The organism is Zhongshania aliphaticivorans (assembly GCF_001586255.1).
Lineage (GTDB): Bacteria > Pseudomonadota > Gammaproteobacteria > Pseudomonadales > Spongiibacteraceae > Spongiibacter > Spongiibacter aliphaticivorans.
On the sequence record NZ_CP014544.1, the window covers coordinates 326,297 to 349,428 of the forward strand.

At 51.6% G+C, this 23,132-nt stretch carries 8 protein-coding genes (1 of these 8 cut by a window edge); 6 read left to right on the forward strand and 2 right to left on the reverse strand.

Annotation, left to right across the window (positions count from 1 at the left end; genetic code table 11):
• Window positions 1-8,311, forward strand: partial view of an Ig-like domain-containing protein gene (locus tag AZF00_RS19265; protein ID WP_062382700.1) — the 3' portion only. It extends 20,942 nt beyond the left edge of the window; 8,311 of the gene's 29,253 nt are visible here — the last part of the coding sequence; its start codon lies beyond the left edge, outside the window; the stop codon is at window positions 8,309-8,311.
• Between the two features lie 52 nt (window positions 8,312-8,363).
• Here the strand turns inward: AZF00_RS19265 and AZF00_RS19755 are convergent, their stop codons facing one another.
• On the reverse strand, window positions 8,364-8,483 hold the full coding sequence (locus AZF00_RS19755; RefSeq protein WP_082793705.1) for a CBS domain-containing protein: 120 nt from the start codon (window positions 8,481-8,483) through the stop codon (window positions 8,364-8,366).
• Between the two features lie 302 nt (window positions 8,484-8,785).
• Between AZF00_RS19755 and AZF00_RS01410 the strand changes: the two genes are divergently transcribed.
• Window positions 8,786-10,090, forward strand: coding sequence for an imelysin family protein (locus AZF00_RS01410; protein WP_197465701.1), 1,305 nt, complete (start codon window positions 8,786-8,788; stop codon window positions 10,088-10,090).
• Complete coding sequence (locus AZF00_RS01415; RefSeq protein ID WP_062382705.1) at window positions 10,087-11,487, forward strand: di-heme oxidoreductase family protein; 1,401 nt, start codon at window positions 10,087-10,089, stop codon at window positions 11,485-11,487. Before AZF00_RS01410 ends, AZF00_RS01415 begins: the two co-directional genes overlap by 4 nt.
• Window positions 11,488-11,518: 31 nt before the next feature.
• On the opposite strand, the gene AZF00_RS01420 is transcribed toward AZF00_RS01415, so the two are convergent.
• Window positions 11,519-12,796, reverse strand: a complete 1,278-nt coding sequence (locus tag AZF00_RS01420; RefSeq protein ID WP_197465702.1) for an alkaline phosphatase family protein — start codon at window positions 12,794-12,796, stop codon at window positions 11,519-11,521.
• Window positions 12,797-13,246: 450 nt separating this feature from the next.
• On the opposite strand from AZF00_RS01420, the gene AZF00_RS01425 reads away from it, so the two are divergent.
• The 3 genes from AZF00_RS01425 (at window position 13,247) to AZF00_RS01435 (ending at window position 22,878) form a co-directional block, all read left to right on the forward strand.
• Window positions 13,247-16,036 (forward strand): carboxypeptidase regulatory-like domain-containing protein, encoded by a 2,790-nt coding sequence (locus AZF00_RS01425; protein WP_062382712.1) that lies wholly within the window; start codon window positions 13,247-13,249, stop codon window positions 16,034-16,036.
• Entirely contained in the window at window positions 16,029-19,721 is a 3,693-nt protein-coding gene (locus tag AZF00_RS01430) for a putative Ig domain-containing protein (protein WP_008251104.1), read from the forward strand. The genes AZF00_RS01425 and AZF00_RS01430 overlap by 8 nt, the downstream gene beginning before the upstream one ends.
• A gap of 64 nt (window positions 19,722-19,785) precedes the next feature.
• Window positions 19,786-22,878, forward strand: coding sequence for a transglutaminase-like domain-containing protein (locus tag AZF00_RS01435; protein WP_197465703.1), 3,093 nt, complete (start codon window positions 19,786-19,788; stop codon window positions 22,876-22,878).
• Window positions 22,879-23,132: the final 254 nt, after the last annotated feature.

A 23,132-nucleotide genomic window follows, 5' to 3' on the forward strand; every position in this document is an offset into this window, starting at 1 on the left:
CTTCGACGCCACCGTTGCGGGCAGCGACGCCGCGGGTAATTCCTTTACTGCTACAACAACGTCAACGCACTCGGTAGATACGAGCGCAGCAGCAACCATCAGCGTAGACGCGATCACGCCAGATGACATCGTGAATGCCGCCGAAGCCGGAACAAGCATTAACGTTACTGGTTCGGTTGGCGGCGACGCCGCGCCTGGCGATACGGTGAGCTTCACCATTAACGGCACGCCTTACAGCGGTACTGTCTTGGCGGGCAACACTTACAGCATTGCCGTTGATGGCGCCGATTTGGCCGCCGACACCAGCTTCGATGCCACCGTGACCGGTACTGATGCAGCGGGTAATCCGTTCACTGCTACCACGACTTCAACCCACACCGTTGATACTGCAGCGAGCGCAACAATCACCGTTAACGACATTACGCCTGATGACATCGTTAACTCGGCCGAAGCCGGAACAAGCATCAACGTCACCGGCACCGTCGGCGGCGATGCGGCCCCTGGCGACACCGTTAGCTTCACCATCAACGGCACGCCATACAGCGGCACCGTGCTGGCAGGCAACACCTACAGCATTGCGGTTGATGGCGCCGACTTGGCTGCCGATACCAGCTTCGATGCGACTGTGACGGGCACTGATGCCGCGGGTAATGCCTTCACTGCTACGACTACTTCAACGCATACCGTCGATACGTCTGCTACGGCGACAATCACCGTTAATGACATCACGCCTGACGACATCGTGAATGCGGCCGAAGCCGGAAGTACGATTGATGTAACAGGAACAGTCGGTGGCGACGCCGCGCCTGGCGATACCGTGAGCTTCACCATCAACGGCACGCCATACAGCGGTACTGTGCTGGCTGGCAACACCTACAGCATTGCGGTTGATGGCGCCGACTTGGCCGCCGACACCAGCTTCGATGCGACTGTGACCGGTACCGATACCGCGGGTAATGCCTTCACCGCTACCACGACTTCAACCCACACGGTTGATACCAGCGCGACAGCAACAATCACGGTCAACGACATCACCCCAGATGACATCGTTAACGCGGCTGAGGCTGGTGGAAGCATAAACGTCACTGGCACTGTCGGTGGCGACGCAACAGTGGGCGACACTGTTAGCTTTACCATTAACGGCACGCCTTACAGCGGTACTGTCTTGGCTGGTAACACCTATAGCATTGCCGTTGACGGCGCCGATTTGGCTGCCGATACCAGCTTCGATGCGACCGTAACGGGTACAGACGCGGCAGGTAATCCATTTACCGCAACGACTACGTCAACCCACACCGTTGATACGGCAGCGAGTGCAACGATTACTGTTAACGACATCACGCCTGACGACATCGTGAACGCGGCAGAAGCTGGAAGCACGATTGATGTAACAGGTACTGTTGGCGGCGACGCCGCGCCTGGTGACACTGTTAGCTTCACCATCAACGGTACGCCCTACAGCGGTACTGTGCTGGCGGGCAACACTTACAGCATTGCCGTTGACGGCGCCGATTTGGCCGCCGACACCAGCTTCGATGCCACCGTAACCGGCACTGACGCGGCAGGTAATCCATTTACCGCAACGACGACCTCAACGCATACCGTTGATACGGCAGCGAGCGCAACGATCACCGTCAACGACATCACCCCTGATGACATCGTGAATGCAGCGGAAGCTGGAACAAGCATTAACGTCACTGGTTCGGTTGGTGGCGATGCCGCCCCGGGTGATACGGTTAGCTTCACGATTAACGGTACGCCATACAGTGGCACCGTACTGGCGGGCAACACCTACAGCATTGCGGTTGATGGCGCAGACTTAGCGGCAGACACCAGCTTCGACGCGACAGTAACGGGCACTGATGCCGCGGGTAATCCATTTACCGCAACGACTACGTCAACCCACACCGTTGATACCACTGCTGTGGCAACATTCACCGTTAACGACATCACCGCTGACGACATCGTGAACGCAGCGGAAGCTGGAAGCACGATTGATGTAACAGGAACAGTCGGTGGCGACGCCGCGCCTGGCGATACGGTTAGCTTCACCATTAACGGCACGCCATACAGTGGCACCGTGCTGGCCGGCAACACCTACAGCATTGCCGTTGACGGCGCCGACTTGGCCGCCGACACCAGCTTCGATGCGACAGTAACGGGTACAGACGCAGCGGGTAATGCCTTCACTGCAACCACGACTTCAACCCATACCGTTGATACGACGGCGAGTGCAACAATCACGGTGAACGACATCACCCCAGATGACATCGTTAACGCGGCCGAAGCCGGAACAAGCATCAACGTCACCGGTTCGGTTGGTGGCGATGCAACCGTTGGTGACGCAATCAGCTTCACCATTAACGGCACGCCATACAGCGGTACTGCATTGGCTGGCAACACCTACAGCATTGCCGTTGATGGCGCAGACTTGGCCGCCGACACCAGCTTCGATGCGACTGTGACTGGCACTGACGCGGCAGGTAATCCGTTCACCGCAACGACTACGTCAACCCACACCGTTGATACGTCTGCTGCGGCAACAATCACGGTTAATGCCATCACGCCTGATGACATTGTGAACGCAGCAGAAGCCGGAAGCACGATTGATGTAACAGGAACCGTCGGTGGTGATGCAACAGTGGGTGACACTGTTAGCTTCACCATCAACGGCACGCCTTACAGCGGCACTGTCTTGACGGGCAACACCTACAGCATTGCGGTTGATGGCGCTGACTTGGCCGCCGACACCAGCTTCGACGCGACAGTAACGGGTACCGATGCCGCGGGTAATCCATTTACCGCAACCACGACTTCAACCCATACCGTTGATACGACGGCGAGTGCAACAATCACCGTTAATGACATCACGCCAGATGACATCGTGAACGCGGCTGAAGCTGGCGGAAGCATCAACGTCACCGGTTCGGTTGGCGGCGATGCCGCCCCTGGCGATACCGTGAGCTTCACCATCAACGGCACGCCATACAGCGGCACCGTCTTGGCTGGCAACACCTACAGCATTGCCGTTGACGGCGCAGACTTAGCGGCTGATACCAGCTTCGATGCCACCGTGACGGGCACTGATGCAGCGGGCAATCCGTTTACGGCTACAACGACTTCAACCCACACGGTTGATACGTCTGCAGCGGCAACCATCACCGTCAACGACATCACCGCTGACGATGTAGTTGATGCTGCGGAAGCGGGCACCACGATCCCCGTGACGGGTAGTGTTGGTGGCGATGCCGCGGTCGGCGACGATGTGACGTTTACGATCAATGGCACGGATTACAGCGGAAAAGTGCTGGCAGGCAATACGTTTAGTATTGATGTTGCTGGCGCGGACTTGGCGGCGGACACGAGCTTTGATGCGACGGTTGCGGGCAGTGATGACGCGGGTAACCCGTTCACGGCGACGACGACCTCGACTCACATGGTTCCACCTAGTATTGACCTCGATGGTGATGTAACCGGTACGGGTTACGTTACTAATTATGTAGAAGGTGGCAGCGGGGTCTCGATTGCAGACAGTGATATTACAATTACAGACGTGGATAGCAGTAACCTGCAGTCTGCGACAATTATTTTAACAAATGCCGAAGCCGGCGATTTGTTGAATGTTGGCACACTGCCGTCTGGTATTACTGCTTCGGCTTACAATGCAGCAACAGGTGAACTGACCCTAACGGGTAGCGCAAGCCTAGCTGATTACCAAGCGGCTATTAAGGCAATTCAGTTTGAAAATGCAGGTAATGGCTCTGACACCACTAGGGTGATAGAGGTCATGGTCAGCGATGGCGTTAGCAGTAGTAATGTTGCTATAACGACTATTGCTGTAACCACGATTCCGACTGTCTCGATTAACGATGTACTGGTTCAGGAACCGGCCACGGGCACAACAACGTTAACCTTTACTGTTTCTATCGATGAGGCCTTGGCTTCAGATTTGACCTTTGATTTTAGCACTGTTGATATCAGTGCAACTGGCGGCGCAGATTACCAGTCTATTGGTGTAACCCAGGCTACGATTGCTGCGGGTGACACCACGGCAACCATTACCGTAACGGTTAATAGCGACGCGAATCAGTTTGAAGGAGACGAAACTTTATCGGTTGATATAAGCAACTTTAATCAGGCGGTCAATTTCGAAACTTCTGCGCATACCACAGTGAATGGTATTCAGGGCATTGGTACGATCGGGGCGAATAACGGCGCGCCAGTTGCAGAAGACGACGCTTACTTAACCGCCGAAAATACAGACTTGCTGATTGATAATCTGTTGGCCAATGACACCTTGGTTGATGGTGCAGAAATTACGAGTTTTAGTCAGGGCGGCAGCGGTGTTGTTGTTGATAATGGCGACGGCACATTTACCTATACTCCAAACGCGGGCTTCACTGGCACTGATACCTTCACTTACACATTGACCGATGCCGACGGTGAAACAGATACCGCAACAGTCACGGTTAACGTGAGTTCGGCAGCGAATAATCCGCCAATAGTGAGTGGCGTGCCAGATATTAGCTATACCGAAAATGGCGATGCGGCCAAGCTGTTGTCGGGTATTTCAATTACCGATGCTGACAACAATAATCTCTCGTCGGTGGTAGTGAAGGTAGACGGCTATTTGCCGAGTCAGGATGTACTTACGTTCTTGACTGCCGGTACCGGTGTTGTTGCGACTACCGCTGTGGTGGGTGGAGTGTGGCAGCTGACACTGAGTGGCGGTGACGATATTAGCGATTACTTGACGGTGCTTAGTACGCTTGAATATCGAAACAGTTCAGATAATCCAAGCTCATCGCCGCGCACAGTGACTGTTGAAGCTTACGATGAAGATTTCAATAATCTTTATGGTTCTGATAGCGGCAATATTGCGGTAACGCCTGTTAATGACGGGCCTGATGTATTTGACGATGCAGTCTTCTTTGTTGACGGCTCAGAAGACAATGAACTGAATATACAGGCGCCAACAGATCCAGATACCGACGACAGTTTGCTAGAAATCACCGTTACTGGCTTGCCCGGTGCATTAGGTACGGTCACCCTAGCCGATGGCACACCAGTTGCGATTGGCGACATACTTACTGCGGCACAATTATCCAGTTTGCAGTTTGATGCGGGGCCTGCTGATGGCCAAGCGACATTTACTTATGACGTATTTGACGGCGAGCTCACGACATCCGCAGTAACTACCATACAGGTTGGCTCTACTGCAGCAGACAGCGGCACGGTGAGTGAAAGTGCATTAAGTGACGGTACTGGCGACGGTACAACGATCGTTACTGGCAATCTGTTAGATAACGATGCAGCAGCCACTAACGCTAGCAGTATCGACAGCATAAACGGGCAGTCGCCTGTAGGCGGCATCATTACCGTGACTACTGCGATAGGTACGCTCACAGTCTACGCTGACAACAGCACACCGGGCTTCAGCGCTGGTGATTACAGCTACGAGCTGGACCGGGCAGATGGCAGCGGCAACGATGTTGATGAAGTGTTTAATTACACCTTTACTGAAAGCGGTACTGCCTTTTCTAACAGCCTAACAGTTGCGGTCATTGACGACGCGCCCGTGGCGAACCCGATCGCTGAATCGGTGCCCGAATCGAATGAGCAAGTTTTTAATTTGGTCATGACCTTAGATACCTCAGGCAGTATGGGCTGGTCCTTAACGAATAATAATGCGCCACCAGCTGGCGAACCTACACGTCTCGATGTTGCTAAACAGGCGGTCGGCTCACTGACATCGGAATTTTTTGAGCAGTCCTCACAGGTATCGGTCACCTTGGTGTCATTCTCGACAACAGCCAGCGTGGTAGGAACCTACGATAATTTCGAAGACTTCCAAAGTGCCCTAAATGCCCTGACAGCGGTTGGCGGCACAAATTATGTTAGTGCGCTGGATGAAATTGAAGCAGACCTAGCTGCAGACTTGGCCACGCAAGACCCTGCCGATGGCGTGCAGAATATTTCTTATTTTGTGTCTGACGGTGTATCGAGCACCTCGCCCATTGGCGGCGGGTTTAAAGACTTTGTTAACGACAATGGCATTAATTCATTTGCCATTGGCATTGGACCTGGCTTGGCAAATGGTAGTGCAGACCTCGACTTTATTCACAATATCGATTCATTGCAGCAGGGCGGTGGTCATGCCGACAGCGCGATAATTGTTGCAGATATTACGCAGCTAGAGGCAGAACTACTCAACACGGTACCTACAGCCTTTGGTGGTAACATCACGGCCAACGGCAGTGTTAGAAATGTTGAATTTGGTGCCGACGGCGGTTACGTCGAAAGCATTAATATGGATATCGACGGTACCAACTACACCTTCAGTTATGACGGCACTGCTGTCACGGTTTCGCCTAGTTTGACCGGCGCTGAGTTCGAAGGAACTCTATTGACCATTGGCAACGATGTAGCTGGCTTTGATCTGGGGGTATTTACCTTTGATTTCTCCGACGGCTCATACACCTTAAGCTCGCCCAACGGCAACGCTGGTGAGCAGCTGGTCTTTGACTACACCGTTGTTGATGGCGATGGTGATACGGCAACGTCTACGGCAACGATTGATGTACTGGATAATGCCCCTACGGCAAACGATGACTTGCATTCAATTGCTGCTGGAGAAGTTGCCGAAGGCAACGTCATTAATGCGCTTGGCACCGATGGCGGTCCAGCCCTTGGTAATAGCTTTACACCATTTGCTGCGCAGGGTGGTGGTATCGATACAGTTGTTGACGATGCGACCATTACTGAAGTGAGCTTCCGTGGTCAAAGCTTTAATCTTGACTTTGATAGCGGCAGTATCCCGGCTGGCGGCTCATCGGGAACATTAAGCTGGAGCTTCAGCGTAACTACCGATAATTTCGGCAACGAAATCGCGCAGGTGATTGTGGTCGACAGTAATGACAATTCGGAGCTGGTATTTAACGAATCTGGTTATTACAAATTTACCCCAGACACCTTTGCGCAACAGGAATTCTCGGTGAATACCACGTCGCAAAGTAATGTCAATAATGCTGATTTTGATATAAGCATTGTATCCGGCGGTAGCCAGCTGCAGTTTAGCGGTGATGGTGTTGGTGTACAGGGGGGCAATGGCCAGCTATTGAGTCAGGGTGAGGAAATCGCCTTGGCATTTGATGCTGCCAAACTGCCAAATGGAGTGCGCAATCTTGTACTGACATTAGACGATTTTCAGCGGCAATATAACGATCAGGTCACCGTAGTAGTGTCACATGACACTGACGGTGATGGCGTCGTTACGCAAAGTACCATAACGTACTCCGCTCAAAATAATAGTGAACGAGAAACACTGGACTTATCCCAGTTCTCTTCGGTTACCGCTATTGATGTGGCCTACACCGGATCAGGTTACGATACCGGTTTGTATAATGTTTCCTACCAGCCTCAAGGTAGCGCGAGTGCCGGTGAGCCAGAAGTTATTGCTTACACGCTGACCGATTCAGACGGCCAATCGGATACGGCCCAGCTCAACATCCACACTATCGAAAACGAAATTACCGGTACCGCTGGTAGCGATAGTATTGTTGGTGGTGCGACTAATGATGCGATTAGCGGTGGCGATGGGAACGACGTTCTAGACGGTGGCGCAGGTTCAGATGTGATCAGCGGTGGCGCTGGCGACGACACCTTGCTTGGCGGTGACGGCCGCGACAGCCTCGCTGGCGGCGCAGGTAATGACACGTTGCTCGGCGGCGCTGGTGGCGACCATCTTGATGGCGGCTTAGGTGATGACTTCATTGATGGTGGCGCTGGTGACGACGTGGCTCAAGGTGGCGCAGGCAGCGACAAAATATATGGCGGTGCCGGCGCTGATACCCTGCGCGGCGATGCGGGCGACGATAGTCTCTTTGGCGGCTCGGGCGATGACAGTTTGCTGGGCGGAAAAGGTGAGGATGTTCTCTCCGGAGGCCAGGGTGATGACAATCTGATGGGCGGCGATGGCCGAGATATCTTTGTTTGGACTAATGCGGATAAGGGTACAAGTACTGCGCCAGCGGAAGATGTGGTTCTCGATTTTGAGACCGGCGCAGGCGGCGATGTATTGCACTTAGCCGATTTACTCCAGGGTGAAGAGAGTGGTGAGCTTAGCGACTACCTAAGCTTCCAAAGTGACGGGGCCGGTGGAACCATTGTTAATATCGACATTAGTGGTGATACCGGAACATCTCAGCAGCATATTACCCTGAAAGGTGTTGATCTCACTGCTGGCGGTTCCTTGACGGATCAAGACATTATTAATGACTTACTCTCAAACGGGAATTTAATCGTCGACTGATTTGGCAAGCCGAGTCCTGTGGTCAGAAATGGCCGCAGGATAAGGGTTGCTGTTAATGCTTAGTATGAAGGGCTTTCCCGAGCTCCCGCATAATGTCGCGCCATGAAATTATGCCAACGGGCGCTTCCTCGCTATCGACGATTGGAATACACGAAATTTTGTTCTGATTGATTTAAGCAGATCTCGTTTAGAAATAATGCTGTATAAGCGGTCGCCTTTAACCACAAGAAGCCGATGAAATCGCGTATTCCTTAAATGCTTCCTTTAGCTTACTTAGGTGATCATTTATCTATACAGCAATAAGATTCGTGCTGATTAGTTTGCTATTGATGCTGGTCTAATATCAGTCGAAGGCTCCGCTTAAATTTATCAGAAAGCAGTCGAAATAATAGCTGGCCATTAACGTACTCACTACAGAAAAAGTTCTGATATGCTGGCGTAATCTGGTTGATGCGCATTTTGCTTGGGAGAAGTATGCACATTTTTTTACGCAAGCCTGCGCGGGCTTATATATTGGCTTTATTAGCGGTATTGCTGAATTCAGCGTGTGCACCATCTCCCCGCGAAGAAGAAAAACGTGCGGTGTTGGCGGCATATCGTCAGCAAGCCTATGCGATATATGACGATGCCTACGTTGCTGCAAAGCAGTTATACATGGCGGTTATTGAGCTGCAAACAAACCCTTCCGATGCGTCACTGGAAAAAGCGCGGAACGCGTGGCGTGAGGCGCGAGTGCCTTATTCCCAAAGTGAAGCCCTTCGCTTTGGGAATTGGTTTGTCGATGAATGGGAGAAGGGAATTAATAGTTGGCCATTGGATGAAGGCTTTATCGACTATGTTGACCGCTATTATCGGGTATCTGCGAGCAATGAATGGGCGCATGCTAACTTAATTAGTTCTAATGTGATTTATGCCGCTGGGCGGCAAGTACCCATTAATTATATTGTTATTAGGCAATTGCAAATGTTGGAGTTGAGCAGTGGAATAGAAAGCAATATTGCCACGGGCTACCACGCGCTTGAGTTCATGTTATGGGGGCAGGATCGCCATGGCAATTCGCAGGGCGCAGGCGAACGGCCTTGGACTGATTTTTCTCTAGACCCATCTCTATGTAGTGATGGGGACCGTTTGGCGTCGGGTATTGAATCTTGCCGCAAGCGTGGTGAGTTTCTGCAAGCACAAAGTTTACACATTCTTAGTAAACTGAAAGAAATGCGGGGCTATTGGGCGCCGGGTGACGGTAATGCTGGTGATCGCCTGCAGAAATCGCCTGTTAACGAAGGGCTGAATCGAGTGCTCTTTGGTTTGGCTGCAATGTCGGCAGAAGAGCTGGCGGGTGAACGCATGCACGTGGCGTTAATGACAAACTCCCCAGAAGAAGAGCAAGATTGCTTTAGTGATGATACGCATAATTCACTCTGGTATAACGCACTGGGCATTGAAAATTTCTATTATGGTCGTTACAAAGGGCGTAGCGCTATAGATCTAGAGGCCCAGTCCCTAGCGGCGCTCGCGACTGAATATTACCCAGCTTTGGCTCGAGAGATCGATGCTGGATTCAGTGAAACAAAGGCCGCGATGAAAGTGATTTGGGAGGCTGGGAATAATGGCGAGCAGTATGTTGATCAGCTTATTGCACCAGGTAATGCTGCGGGGCATGTGCTCTTGCAGCGCGGAATTAGAGGATTGCAAACGCAGGCAAATTTACTGGGAAAGTTGGCGTTAAAGTTGGGGTTTGAGTTAAAAGACCCTGCGAGTTTTTCTGCGTTGGATCAATGATTATTTTATTTTCTCGATTCATCGCCGCCATTTTTATATTGCTGGTTTTATCGTCGGGGTGTTCGCGCGCGCCTGATTTTGCTCATGTAGAAGACGGTGAAATGTTGTCTGGCGGCACGACCACGTTTCAAAAAATAAATCCCGACGTGAGTTTGTCGCGAGAATCTTACTCTCAAGCTGCGGTGAATTTATCTATTGGTCAGCGAAATAAATTTGCACTCGGGAATGCTTTTTTTACTGCGCCCTGGCAACCCGAATCATCAGTTGAGAACAGTCGCACGGGTCTTGGGCCGTTATTTAATGCCGCGGCATGCCAAGATTGTCATATTCGTGATGGCCGTGGTCATCCGCCTACGGAGTCCCTTAGTGAATCGTCGGTGCTGCGTATTGCCCTAGTGAATGGGGAGCCGGATCCAGTATACGGCCACCAAATTCAAACGCGAGCATTACCAGGTTTGTTGCCGGAGGCGGTGCCTGTTATTTATTGGCAAAATTCTTCGGTGGCATTGGCAGACGGTGAGACGATTTCGATGCGCAAGCCGTTCGTTGTATTGGAGCAATTGCATTATGGTCCCCTCGCCGATGGTCATGGGTTAAGTTTGCGGGTGGCCCCTGCAATGATCGGGCTTGGCTTGCTAGAGAGTATTGCTGCAAGTGCTATTTTGGCCGGCGAAGATGTTGGCGATAGCGATGGTGACGGCATTTCTGGCAGGGTTAATCGAGTATGGAGTCAAGAGACTAGTGCGACGGTCATTGGCCGCTTTGGCTGGAAAGCTGGGCAGCCGTCCATACGCCAACAAAGTCTGTTAGCCTTTCAGCAAGATATCGGTATCAGTTCGCAGCTGTATCCCTACCAGCCATGTACATCGGTGCAGACAGATTGCTTGGCATCGCAACCCTCAATACGCCCGGAACTAAGCGATGAAATAGAAGAGGTGTTGTTGTTTTATGCAAGCCACTTGGCGGTTCCAGCACGGCGTTGGCATGATCGTAAAGAGGTTTTAGCAGGTAAAGCTTTATTCCACACGTTGGGTTGTGCGGGTTGTCATCAGCCTAGCTGGCGTACTGCAAGGCTGGATAATCACCCCGTTTTAAGTGAGCAGTTAATCTGGCCCTATACCGATATGTTATTGCACGATATGGGAGAGGGCCTAGCAGATGGTGTTATTGAATTTGGCGCACAGGGTAATGAATGGCGCACTGCGCCGCTTTGGGGAATTCATTTAGCCAAGGCGGTAGGTGGCAATAAAGTTGGCTTTCTTCACGACGGCCGTGCGAGGGATTTTAAGGAGGCAATTATGTGGCATGGTGGCGAAGCCCAAGCCTCAAGAGACGCATGGGCTTCGCTTTCTAAGGAAGAGCGCGAAAAATTAATTTGGTTTTTAAAGTCTTTGTAAGTAGGCGCCTTACGTTGAGTGTTCAAGACGTCTATTCGCAGTTGTAAACATCGCTACCAAAGGCGTGCATACCTTCCTCTGCGGGCAAGCCGGCGTAGCCAATATAGCCAGGGGTTTTAGCTTGTATAGCAGGCTCGATGTCCGGCAAATTGGGGTCGATGTGCACCTTGTCTAAGCCGAAGAGGTTTTCTAGCGTGCGCAGAAAACTGTAGTGGTTATAGGGGGTGCTGTTCTCTGTGTTTGCCTTGGTAAACGGCGATAAAACCACCGCACCAAAGCGACCGCCTCCGGGACCAAGCAGGCCGTTTAAGCCGGTGTCTGCGCCCCGGTGCTTTAAGCCGCCATCCAATTCCATGCCGCAGCAAGCATCGTAGTCTTCAGTGCCGCCGGTCCCGAAATTTGACTCATCAAATAAAATGACGATCATGCCTGCTTCCCTATAGGCGGGTGATTTCATGATCAGAGGCACCCATGTTTGTAAAAACTGATCTGCCTCAGCTAGGCCGCCGGGGCCACCGCTGGAGTCTGCGCACTGGGCACCAGTGTCGTGAGCATTGTGGCAGTTGTCCGGCACAATAAGATTGTAGTTGGGGGTCGTGCTGCGTTTCAGTAAAGCGGTTTGTAGATCTAGAACGCCTTGAATTGCTGAGCCAGTGTGTAGATCAACCACGTTGCGGTCACAGCGGGCGTAGTCTTTTGCAGTTTCGGCATTGCCGATAATACTGCGATAAAACAAGAACGGGTTATGGCGTGCTGCGTACTGCTCAATAGTGTCCGAACCATTGGTGTCGTCTAAGCTGTTTAGGGCGGGGCCGGTACAGCTATTGTCGGCGGGGCGACCTTGGGCACGAATCTGCCCGCTTTGTTCAAGTGCCATATCTTCCATCCAGCCGCGCCAAGTGTATTGGCTGCCGTTAAAGGTATTATTTAGCTCTAGCTCATCAACCAAGGTTGGAAAGCGTGCAGGGTATACGCAGCCAACGCCATTCGCTTGACCGTATTCCAGTACTGGTTGCAGAGGGTTGTACTCGGTCCATTGGGCAAAAACTGCACAATCGGCATGAGAAGCCACATTTGGAGCCTGACCGCCGATCATTGAAAGGTAATTGCCCGTGGATGCGTGAGATGTGCCGTAAAAATGGGTCAGCAGTTGCCCTGCTGGTACCAAACTCTCCCGTAGATACACCGCTGGAGAACCGGGGCCATAAGTCTCATCAAAGCTTTTATTTTCTAATACGAACACAAATACGTGCTCAATAGGTGGGGGGCTGTCTTCGCTATACCCTGCACTGCTATCACACTGAGCCACTACTGGCACACTAGTTTGTGAGCGTGGACTACTAGAAGTGCCACCACAGGCGCTAATTAATAGGCTAGTAAAGACAAGTATCGTAAGAGCGGGTCGCATAAGCATATCGAGCCTCAATAAGGCAAAAAAACAACAGCCTACACTAATTCACAAAGATGACGATAATGTGAATAGACTAGGTTTTTTTGGAGTATCAGGGTGTTAGCGTGCGACTTGATCTGCACGCAATACTGAGTCGCATTCGGTCAGCGTCACTTTGTGATGTGCATCGCAAAAATGGCTATATTTTTTCTCGTGGGGTTTGGAAGAGGTTTTTTCTGCCACAACTATGGGTTAGTTTTCATCTCGACTAAAAGTTAGTGATTGATTGGCAAGGAAGCCTTCAGTCGTCACATATCATCGTGTGTCGCCTTTCTAGCCAGACAGTAACCACAGACAGGGACGGGGTGGATGACGACTGTGCGAAAAATATGTACTTCCGCGTGGGCGATTACAGCGGGGTTTCTACTTTTATCCCTCTTATCACCCTTTTCTAATGCTCACGATGGTGTGACGCACTCAGCCTCAGCAAACTCTGAAGAAATTAACAGCGCGCTGCACTGGTTAGAAACCTCGCAGCGTGAGGATGGGGCTATTGTAGTCGCTGGCGATGTGGCGGGTGATTATCAGGCTACGTCTGAGGCGGTAATTGTGTCGGCTTTAGTGGGTGGTGAGGGGATCAACACCGCTGCTGCGATAGCGTTTTTGCAAGACAGCCCAGAGGCGCTTTCGACAGAGCAATTGGCGCGTTTAGTGAGCGCGCTGTCTGATACTTCACTGCCGGTCGCGGAGGCTGCACATGAACTGGGCCGTAGGCAGGGATTGGATGGCGGCTTCGGTGATTTTATCGGATATGACAGTACTCCCTTAGATACAGCTTATGCATTGATCGCGTTGCAGGGAATTGGGCAGGATGCTGCGGTTGCTGGCAGGGCGCTGAGTTATTTGTCGTCTGCTCAGTTGGCGAGTGGTGGTTTTGGGTATTATGGTGATCAATCCTCCGTCATGGTTTCTGCGCTGGTCGTTAAAGCCATCAAGCCCTATCTGTACACATTTAATATTTCCTCTCTGTTGAGTCGTTCCGTCGGCTTCCTGTATGCGGTTAAGGGGAGCGGCAATCTGTGGGACAGCGACTGGGAAAGTGCGCTCGCATTGCAAGCGCTTATCCCAATCACGACAGACACTTCCTTGTATGAGTTGTCGGTTTCGGCGCTCTCTGGACGCCAGCAAGGGAGTGGCAGCTGGGAAGGGCAGGTTTATTCTACGGCCCTGGCAATGTCGACACTGGACTTGTTGGCTAATCTCGATGTTCCTGCCGATCCGGAGAAGGCGGTGATAAGAGGGCGGTTGCTGGATGCATTGACAAGCAATCCACTCCCCAATGCGGCGATTGATGTGCGAGACGTTGATTCTGAGCTTGTATCCATTGAAGCTGATGGCGCCTTTGCGGTCTCGAATCTGGATGCAGGGAATTATATTGTTTCTTACTCAGCACCTGGCTATTTGGGGGCTTCGCAGAATCTGGTTTTGCAAAAGGGGCAGTTTGCCGATGTTGGTACAATTCGCTTATCGGTTGCTCCCACAGCCTCACTCATCACCGGCACATTGATTGATAGTGCTACTGGCGAGCCGATTGCCGGGGCCACAGTGACTGTCACTGTGAACGGCAGCTCGGTCAGCGCTGTAAGCGATGAAAACGGTCATTACCAATTACTTTCCGAATTGGGCGCAGCAACACTTGTTGTGGTGTCTGACTCCTACTACCAAGTTAGTGCCAGCGTTGAGTTGTCGGCGGGCACATCGATTAGTTTTTCGCCTGAGTTATTGCCGAGCTCTGAAGAGCAGCCGCTCAGCTCTTCTATCCGGGGGGTTGTGGTTGATGCAGATGAGCAGGGTCTCGCTGAAGTGTTGATTACCTTGTCTGGTGACGCCGGGTCGATAAGGACTGGGGCCGATGGACGATTTGTTGTTAGCGAACTTGATGCTGGGGAGGTTCAGTTAGTTTTTTCCCAGGAGGGCTATGAAACTCTTGGCGCGAGTCTGATCGTTCCCGAAAGAACAAACGTCAATGTGGGGGTGATTACGATGCGAGAGCAAGTAATTTTACCATCGTCTTCGGTGAGTGGGCAGCTCTTGGATTTGAGCACAGGCTTACCGGTAGCGGGTGCGACGGTTGAAGCTGGTTTGCAAAGTACAACTACCGACAATAGTGGTTTCTATCAGTTATCGGGCATTTCTGTACTGGAATTTACGATCGCAGTTAACGCACCTGGCTACCTGTTCACCAACAAAGATATTTCACTAAGTGAGCACAGTGATTTGGCATTGAATATCAATATTCGTAAAGCTGATCTCGGCGGTGTGGAAGTGATTGGTCTGGCGAGTGATGCTGAACGCTACGGGGCTTACCAGCCGGTATTGATCACGGCGAACCTGGAAAATAACACGGCGCTGACCGTGGGTGCCCGTCTTTATGTGAAAGTAACAAATAGTACGGGGGTGGAAGTGGCAAAATTCTCGGCGAGTTACTTGCCGCCTTTAGACTCGGCCCTTGATGAGGAGGAATTGGCTCATTACCAACAGCATCTTGCAGAAGCCATTGAAGAACTTGCCCCGAGTGAGCAGCGCGAAATAGCACTGGAGCAATGGTGGAACACCGAAAATGCACCGCCAGGCAATTACGTGCTCACGGTTCAAGCAGTGGACGCCGCCACCAGTAATCTGGTGTCAGAAAAAAGCGCCGTTATTGAGGTGATTGAAACCACAAAGCTCGCCTCGCTAAAAGCAGGTGCTAGCCCGGGTTATGTATTGCTCAATGGCGAGGCGGACATGGTCCTGACGGCAGATATTCTTAATCGATCGAATACAGAAACCGTTCTGGATTTTGATTATGTCTTTAAGGATCCTCAGGGCCAGAATTTGCTCAGTGGCCATGCGACAGTTCCTTTGATAGCCGACGGCTTAACCAGCAGCATTGAGTTGGGCCGCGTGCTGCACCAGTTTATTGCCAGTGGCAATTATGTGCTGGAAATATTGAATGTTTCCGGAGCGGATGTAGAGGTGCTGAGCAATGCGACGGTGTTTGTTCCGCCTTCTATACGTCTGGAAATTATACAGTCTTTGAATCCAAATGAAGTGGTTCCGCTGGAAGGGGTTAGCGTGAAAAGCAATATCCAGGTCAAAGGAGTTGACGGTGAATAATCTAGCGAAGGGATTTGGCCGTGTTCACGGTTTGCGCCTGGTATGGGCTTTGGTTTTATTATTTGCTGCCGCTTACGCGGAGGCGAGCCATTTTCGGTTTGGACATTTTACCTATCAGTCTCGGCCAGATGTGTCGACTTCGGCGGCAGACTTTACGATGACGGTCGCTTTTAGGAGCAGCGCATTTGGCCACCCCCAAATCGGACAGACATTTCGGCCTGGAAGCTATAGTTACGGCGATGGACGATCGGATAATCTGAATTACAAGGTCGTTGCCAGAAACCTGCAAGAGGACTGGATTGTTGGTCGTGCTATTGATTCTTCAGGGAACGAGGTGATTCGGCATGATTACCCCGGTCCAAGTAATAATGGCAACCCTTGGTTGGCGCAGTTTTCGAGCTGCTGCAAAATTGGCGCTATTAGAAATGCGGCCAATGCCTATTGGCGGGTATATACCCGCGTTGATTTGGCTAATGGAAACTCCTCTCCCGTCAGCAATCTTCCACCGATCGTGAGCTGTGCAAAGTACGACTGCCGATTTCTGATTCCTGCAGTCGATCCTGATCGGGACAAGATTACCTGGCGTATGTCGACCCGGTCTGAATCTGCTATTCCGTCAATCCCCGCGGGAATGGCTGTGGATCGAGATAAGGGTGTTTTTACATGGACGGGTGCTAACTCGTTTTCAAACGGTCTATATTCTGTTCAGGTAACTATTGAAGATCGTGCTGAGGACGATAGCGTTAAAAGCACCACCGCAATTGACTTTCTGATTCGCTTGCAGGATCAGGGCGCCAATACTGCGCCGGTATTCGATCACCCACCTACGCCAGAAGCGGGCACAGTGATCACCGCTGTGGTGGGGCAGCCCTTGAGCATTGTTGTACAGGCCAGCGACGCTGATAGCAATGACATTGTGTACCTCAATCACGTTGGCCTGCCTAGAAATGCGAGCTTTGAACAAAGCATCTCGGGTGGCCGGTTAGGGCTGGCCAGTCTCGACTGGACACCAGTAGAGAGCGACATTGGCGAGCATATTGTCACCTTCCTAGCCAATGATAATCGTGGCGGCGCCTCGTCTCCGGTATCCATCACTATTGAGGTTATCGAGCCTGCCATTTCAGATGTGCGCGTAGTCAGCACCATTTCTGCGATCGACATTGATATCGACACATCGTCCTTCTCGCATCTTCCCGCTTCTATCTCAGTTGAAGGTGATCGCACACTTGTCACTTGGGAATTTCCAACATTTAGTGTGGATCAGGTCGAAAACCTGTCAGCAGACTTGAAGCTTTATAGTCTGGTACCCGGTGAGTTGCGGTTGGTAAGCGAAAAGCTGGAAGTGTCCTATATCGATATTGACGGTAATCCCGTGCACCAGCAGTTGGGTGAGCAGTTGGTGAGTGTGGCGCCAACCCTGAGCAGTGTATCGGTAGCCACTGACAAGAGCTTATACGGGCCGGATGAACAGATTAATGTGAGTTCTGCTGTTACCAATCTTGCCGATATCGACATCGATGCTCTGGTGTCCATCATTATTACCGATACGCAGCAAAATCTTGCCGCCGATTTAGGCACCGTCAATGTCACGGGCTTACAGGCGGATGAACTTCGGAATCTGCCGGAATTGTATTTCAGTGCTGCCAGCGTGTATGCAGGTAGCTACCTGGCTTTGGCGCGTATTCTGGATGAACAGGGTAAAGTGCTGCGGCAAGCCGCTACGGCATTTTCCATCACCACCCAAAATGGGGATCTTTCCGACATTTCCGCTTTGGTGAATACCGATAAGCCGGTTTATCAAGCCTGGGATCAGGCCATGATCAATCTGCGTGTTCTTAACAATACCAGCAATGCCAATTTTGACGGTGGCGACGGCGTGCTGAGTATTTATCGCCCCAGCGGTGAGTTGCTTCAATCTCAGACCTATTCTGTGAATAGCCTGGCGCCAGCAAGCAATGATGATCGTCAATATCTGCTGCGTCTGGAAGACAGGGAGGAAGGCAGTTATCGTGCGGTATGGCAGGTATCCCAGGGTGGGGGGCTATTGGCAGAGAGCGAGACTGTCTTTGCCATTGAGCGCGCGGCATTAAGCGCGCTGGCTGGCACAGTTGATGTCGAGCACTATGACACGGGTGAACCCAAGAACTGCCAGTTTGCTACCACCAATCGCAGTGTTTCGGCTGATGTGAATGCCAACTTGATCTATCAAGTTATCAGCCTTGATAGTGGTGAAGTGCTTTATCAACTGCGCGAAGAGAGTGTTGTACTTCCTTCTGGTCAGCCCCGTCCTTATAGTCTGATGCTTGCCGATCCTCCAGCTTATGGCGACTACGGCTGCATTTTGTCGGCGGAAATTGATGAGGAACTTCGCCAGCTTGCCGCAGCGGGCTTCCAGTTTATTCCTCCCAAACTGGAAATACAGTTGCACGCGGCAAGCCGAGGTCGGTTATTGATATTGCTGGATGCAGATGACTACGCGGCGCCCCATGATGATATTTCGCCGGTGAGTCAGCGGGAGTATTTAGAAGCGCTGCTCACTGAAAATGGCTGGAGCTACACCATTGCCACCACTGCCGATAATTTCGAGAATGAATTTAATAGTGGGGGATATAGTGCCGCAGCCATTTTTTCGGAGGGAGTAACACTTCATCCTCAAGTTGAGGCCTTGCTGGTTGAGGCCCAGAACAGCGCAATGGGCGTCTTGATTGCCGGCGCTTGGAATCGTCGCAATAGCCAGATGGAAAGTGCATTTGCTGTTGCCCTGACTGGGCAGAATAATGGTGTTCAATCGGTAGATTTATTAAGCGGGGTGCTGGATGAGCCAATTAGCGTAAGTGAGCCTGTGACAGACGGCCTGGCGTTGGCCCATTGCAGCGCGCAAATCTGGGCGGTGTTTTCGGGTGGTAAAAACGCCAGCCATGAGTGCGCTTATCCTGAGGCGTCCGCTGCAGTCAGCGTTGCGAACTACGGGCTGGGGCATCATGTCTATTTTGCCTATGATGTGTTGAATATGGCGACTCAAAACCGCGCTCTGCACGAGCAGTTGTTGCTGGCGGCCCTAGCAAAGATCCAGCCGGAGAACTGGCCGATTGCCGCAGGCCGAATCACTCCGCTTGAACTGCACATTGAAAATTTGAGCCGTCGCGCCGCGATTGACGTAAGGCTAAGTTTGCCAGCTGGCGGCAGCATCGTTGACACCAGTGCGGTTCAGCAACTCGATGATGGCAGTTGGTTGTGGCAGCAGGACCTTTCTGCGCCGACGGAAATCAGCAAAATATTCTATATCCAACTCCCAGAAGAGCCAACCGACTCGGTGCCATTGCTGGTGGATATCAATGCGGGCATCAATCGCTCTCTAATGGTGAAGGACAGTGACTTCAGCCTGGAACTGGGGCCGGTTAAAGACATATTACCCTTTGTTGAAGCTGATGAATTGCTGCAACTGCTGCAGGAGCAATACCCTAAAGATAAAAGTTACAGTTTTGCAGACAAGAAAATACGTGCTGCGGAGTCAGGTATTGCCAAGGGCAAAATCGACAATGCCATTAAGTCACTGCTGTTGGCGGCAGATGAGCTGGCAGAAAAAGACAACGACCCAGCGACATCGCTACGGCTCATTGTTGACCAACTGCTCTACCAGCTGCAGCGGCAAAGCTCATCTATTTCACTGAGTAACGAAGACTAGGAAATAATCCGACAGCCCTTGCTGCCAGTGCCGCAAGGGCGTTTGAATCATTGAGGTAATACAAATGATAGGGCTGACATTGGACGTTTTTCGCCACGGGATGATCGCCAGAGGAACATCGCTTTTCACAGTGCTGATGTTCACCTTCGTGTTTTATTTCTCGCCCACCGGCTCGGCGCTTGCCAACGAAATGAATAAAGACGATGCCAAGGCGCGTCAGATTGAACAGTTGCTTGAAAATACGCCAGAGAAAAAGCTGGCTCATCGCCTGCAGAAGCTGCAACAGAAATTGGCGAAGGATCTACCCGCATCGCGTAGTCAGCGGAAGCAAGCCCAGTCCTGGTTTGAGCGTATGTTGGAAAAACTCGGTATGGGTGGCTCGCCCTTGACCGATGACGATTTGGCCGAAGTCTCTGCGTTGGTCTCTCAGGTCAGAGAAGCTTACGCCGAGGCAGTAGTGAATCTTGAACAGGAAGGCCCAGCATTCTCCCAATCAACGGTATTGCCCGAGCCTGCAAAGGCATTGGCTAAAGAGCGCCATGCGAATGCGGTCAAGCTTGTTAAAGAGAAGTTTGCCAATATCGACAGCAAACTGAACAGACTTACCTCATCGCAAGAAGCTGAAGAGCAGGGGCAGCTGTTAACTGAATTGGCGGAGGCCATGAAAGATGAACAGTTTAAGCGCACCCATACGGCGGTCGATCCGAAGCATTTACCCTGGGGCTCACCTTCAGAGGACGTGCGCGAACCCAAAATGAGCAAAGGTGAAATCCAGCTTGTCCTTGGCATCAACCCCTTTGAGCAGTACACCCAATTGGCTTCCTCTACCCTCACAGCAGAAATGCTGAACCCCTTGGGTCAGCCCTCTGAGGCGGATCTGGCAGAAACCATCGATGCCGTGCAAACGGACGAAATCAAAGCGCTGGCCGAAAGCCTGAATAACAACCCCGTAGAGATCTACACTTGGGTGCACAACAATATCCGCTTTATTCCCAGCTATGGCTCCATTCAGGGCGCCCAATACACACTGGAAACCGGCAAGGGCAATGCCGTCGATACCGCCAGTTTGTTGATTGCTCTGCTGCGGGCAGCCGGTATCCCGGCTCGCTACGCCTACGGTACTGTGGCAGTGCCCGCCGATAAGGTAATGAATTGGGTGGGTGGTGTTACCGTACCCGCTGCAGCGCAAAGCCTGTTGGGCCAGGGTGGCATTCCGAATACCGCTCTGATCAGCGGCGGCACAGTTAAAAGCATTCGCCTGGAGCATGTCTGGGTTGAGGCGTGGGTAGATTTCGAACCCTCGCGGGGCGTAAAAAACCGCGAAGGCGACCGCTGGATTCCCATGGATGCGTCCTTTAAACAATACGAACTCAGCGAAGGCATGAAGCTGGCAGACAATGTGCCCTTTGACGCCGAGGCGCTGGCCAGCCAAATAGAGCAAAGCGCTACCATCGATGAAGAACAGGGCTGGGTGCAGAATATTCCCCAGACCGATATTGAGAACAGCCTGCAGCAATTCCAGAGCCAGCTTGAAGACTACATCAACAGCCAAAACCCCGATGCCACTGTGGGTGACGTGCTTGGCCTGAGGGAAGTCAACATCCTGCCGCCCCGGCCGCTGGCCGCAGGCCTGCCTTACGAGCATATCGTCACCCAGCAATCCTTCTCGGAAGTGCCCAGTAGCCTCCGGCATAAATTCAAATACGAACTGGCAACTCAAAGCTATGGCTACCCAGGCTCGCCCTTTATCAGCATTAATGAACCCACGGTGAAACTGGCGGGTAAAAAGCTGGCACTGAGCTTTCGCCCGGCAACAGATGACGATCAGGCCATTATTGAAAGCTATATCCCAGAGCCTGATCCCGAAACCGGCGAGATAGACCCCAGCGCCATACCCGACACGCTGCCCGGCTACCTGATACACCTTGTGGCCGAATTCAGCATGGATGGCGAAGTTATCAAAAGCGGCGGCAACCAGACCATGGGCACCGAACTGTATGAAACCCTTGGCTTGTACAGCCCTTCACACGGTTGGGGTGTATCTAACAATCATCCTATTGCTGGGGAGTACCGCGCGATCGGTTTGGATTTGCAGGGTATTAGCCCCACGCAGGCCGCAGAGCTAAAAACCAGTCTTGAAGCCACCCAGGCAAAGCTGGAAAGCAGTGATGACACCCAGCTCGCCACTCTGACCAAGCACGATGTGATCGGTGACCTGATCTATGGCACCATCATGAGTTATCTTGCACTCAATGATGTGCAAGAGGAGATTCAGGCTCAATCTACTAATATGGTGACTTATCGGCTACCGAGCTATGGCATTTTCTCAACCAGTCTTCAGCCCCAATACTGGTTTGGTATTCCGAGAAATACCTCTTTTAGCGGCCTGAGCATGGATGTGGATCGGGTCACCTTTCATGGGGCGGCAAAAGACAACAGCAAGGCGACCAGAGTAAACTTCACTCAAGCCAGCGGTGCGCGCTTAAGTGCCATGGAACACTTAGTTCCCGAACAAACGTTCAGCACACCAGAAAGTCCAGCGCACGGTATTTCGGCGGTTAAAGCTTTAGCACTTGCCGCAGCGGAAGGGCAAAAGATTTGGACAATCACACAAGAAAACCTTGAGTTTGCCTTGAGTAGTATTAACCTGAGTGCCGAGGTGGAGAGTGAAATTCGTAATTCTGTGCTTGCGGGGCAGATTGCCACAGCGCACGAGGCGCAACTTAATTACTTTGGTTGGGTGGGCAGTGGTTATTTGCTGATTGACCCGCAGACAGGAGCGGGGGCTTATAAGATTGCTGGGGGGAGTAATGGGGCTGATATTGTTGGTACAGTTGCTACAACTTGGGGTGTAATTGCAGCTGTTTTTGAAGCTGGATTACTAGTTGTGAAGGCGGCTAAACCAATACTGTTAAGGGCTGGTGCGATAGGCGCTATACTGGCGTTTATATCCTTACTGGCTTCTTTAGCAAGTTTATCGGCGTCGTGTGGTTTGTTTGTGTTTCCGCTCATGGTCATGTTGATAGGCCTTTCCGTAGGGCTTATATACTTGTCACTGATAACTGGGGGGCTGGGAATTTTAATTCTTAGCCAAGTATTGTCTTATTTTGCGAGTTTCGCAGTTGGGCAGATATCCGATGCATGTAAAAAGATATGAGAGACGATAAAAAATATTGTGGTATAGATTGGCATGACGAGTTCTTTTTAGGGCCCAAGAAGTTGGTCTTACGTATTATTTGGCTAGTGGTCTTAACTACAATTTTGGTGGCTCCGCCTTTGCTACTTTCTATAGATAGAATGAGGGAGGTCTTAGATAACTGACTCTATTAAAGGCGGGTCTATGAATGTTTTTGTAGTGGTTATGGCGACTTCAAGGGTATGTGTTTAGTGGGTCTTTAGTGAGCAGGGTCA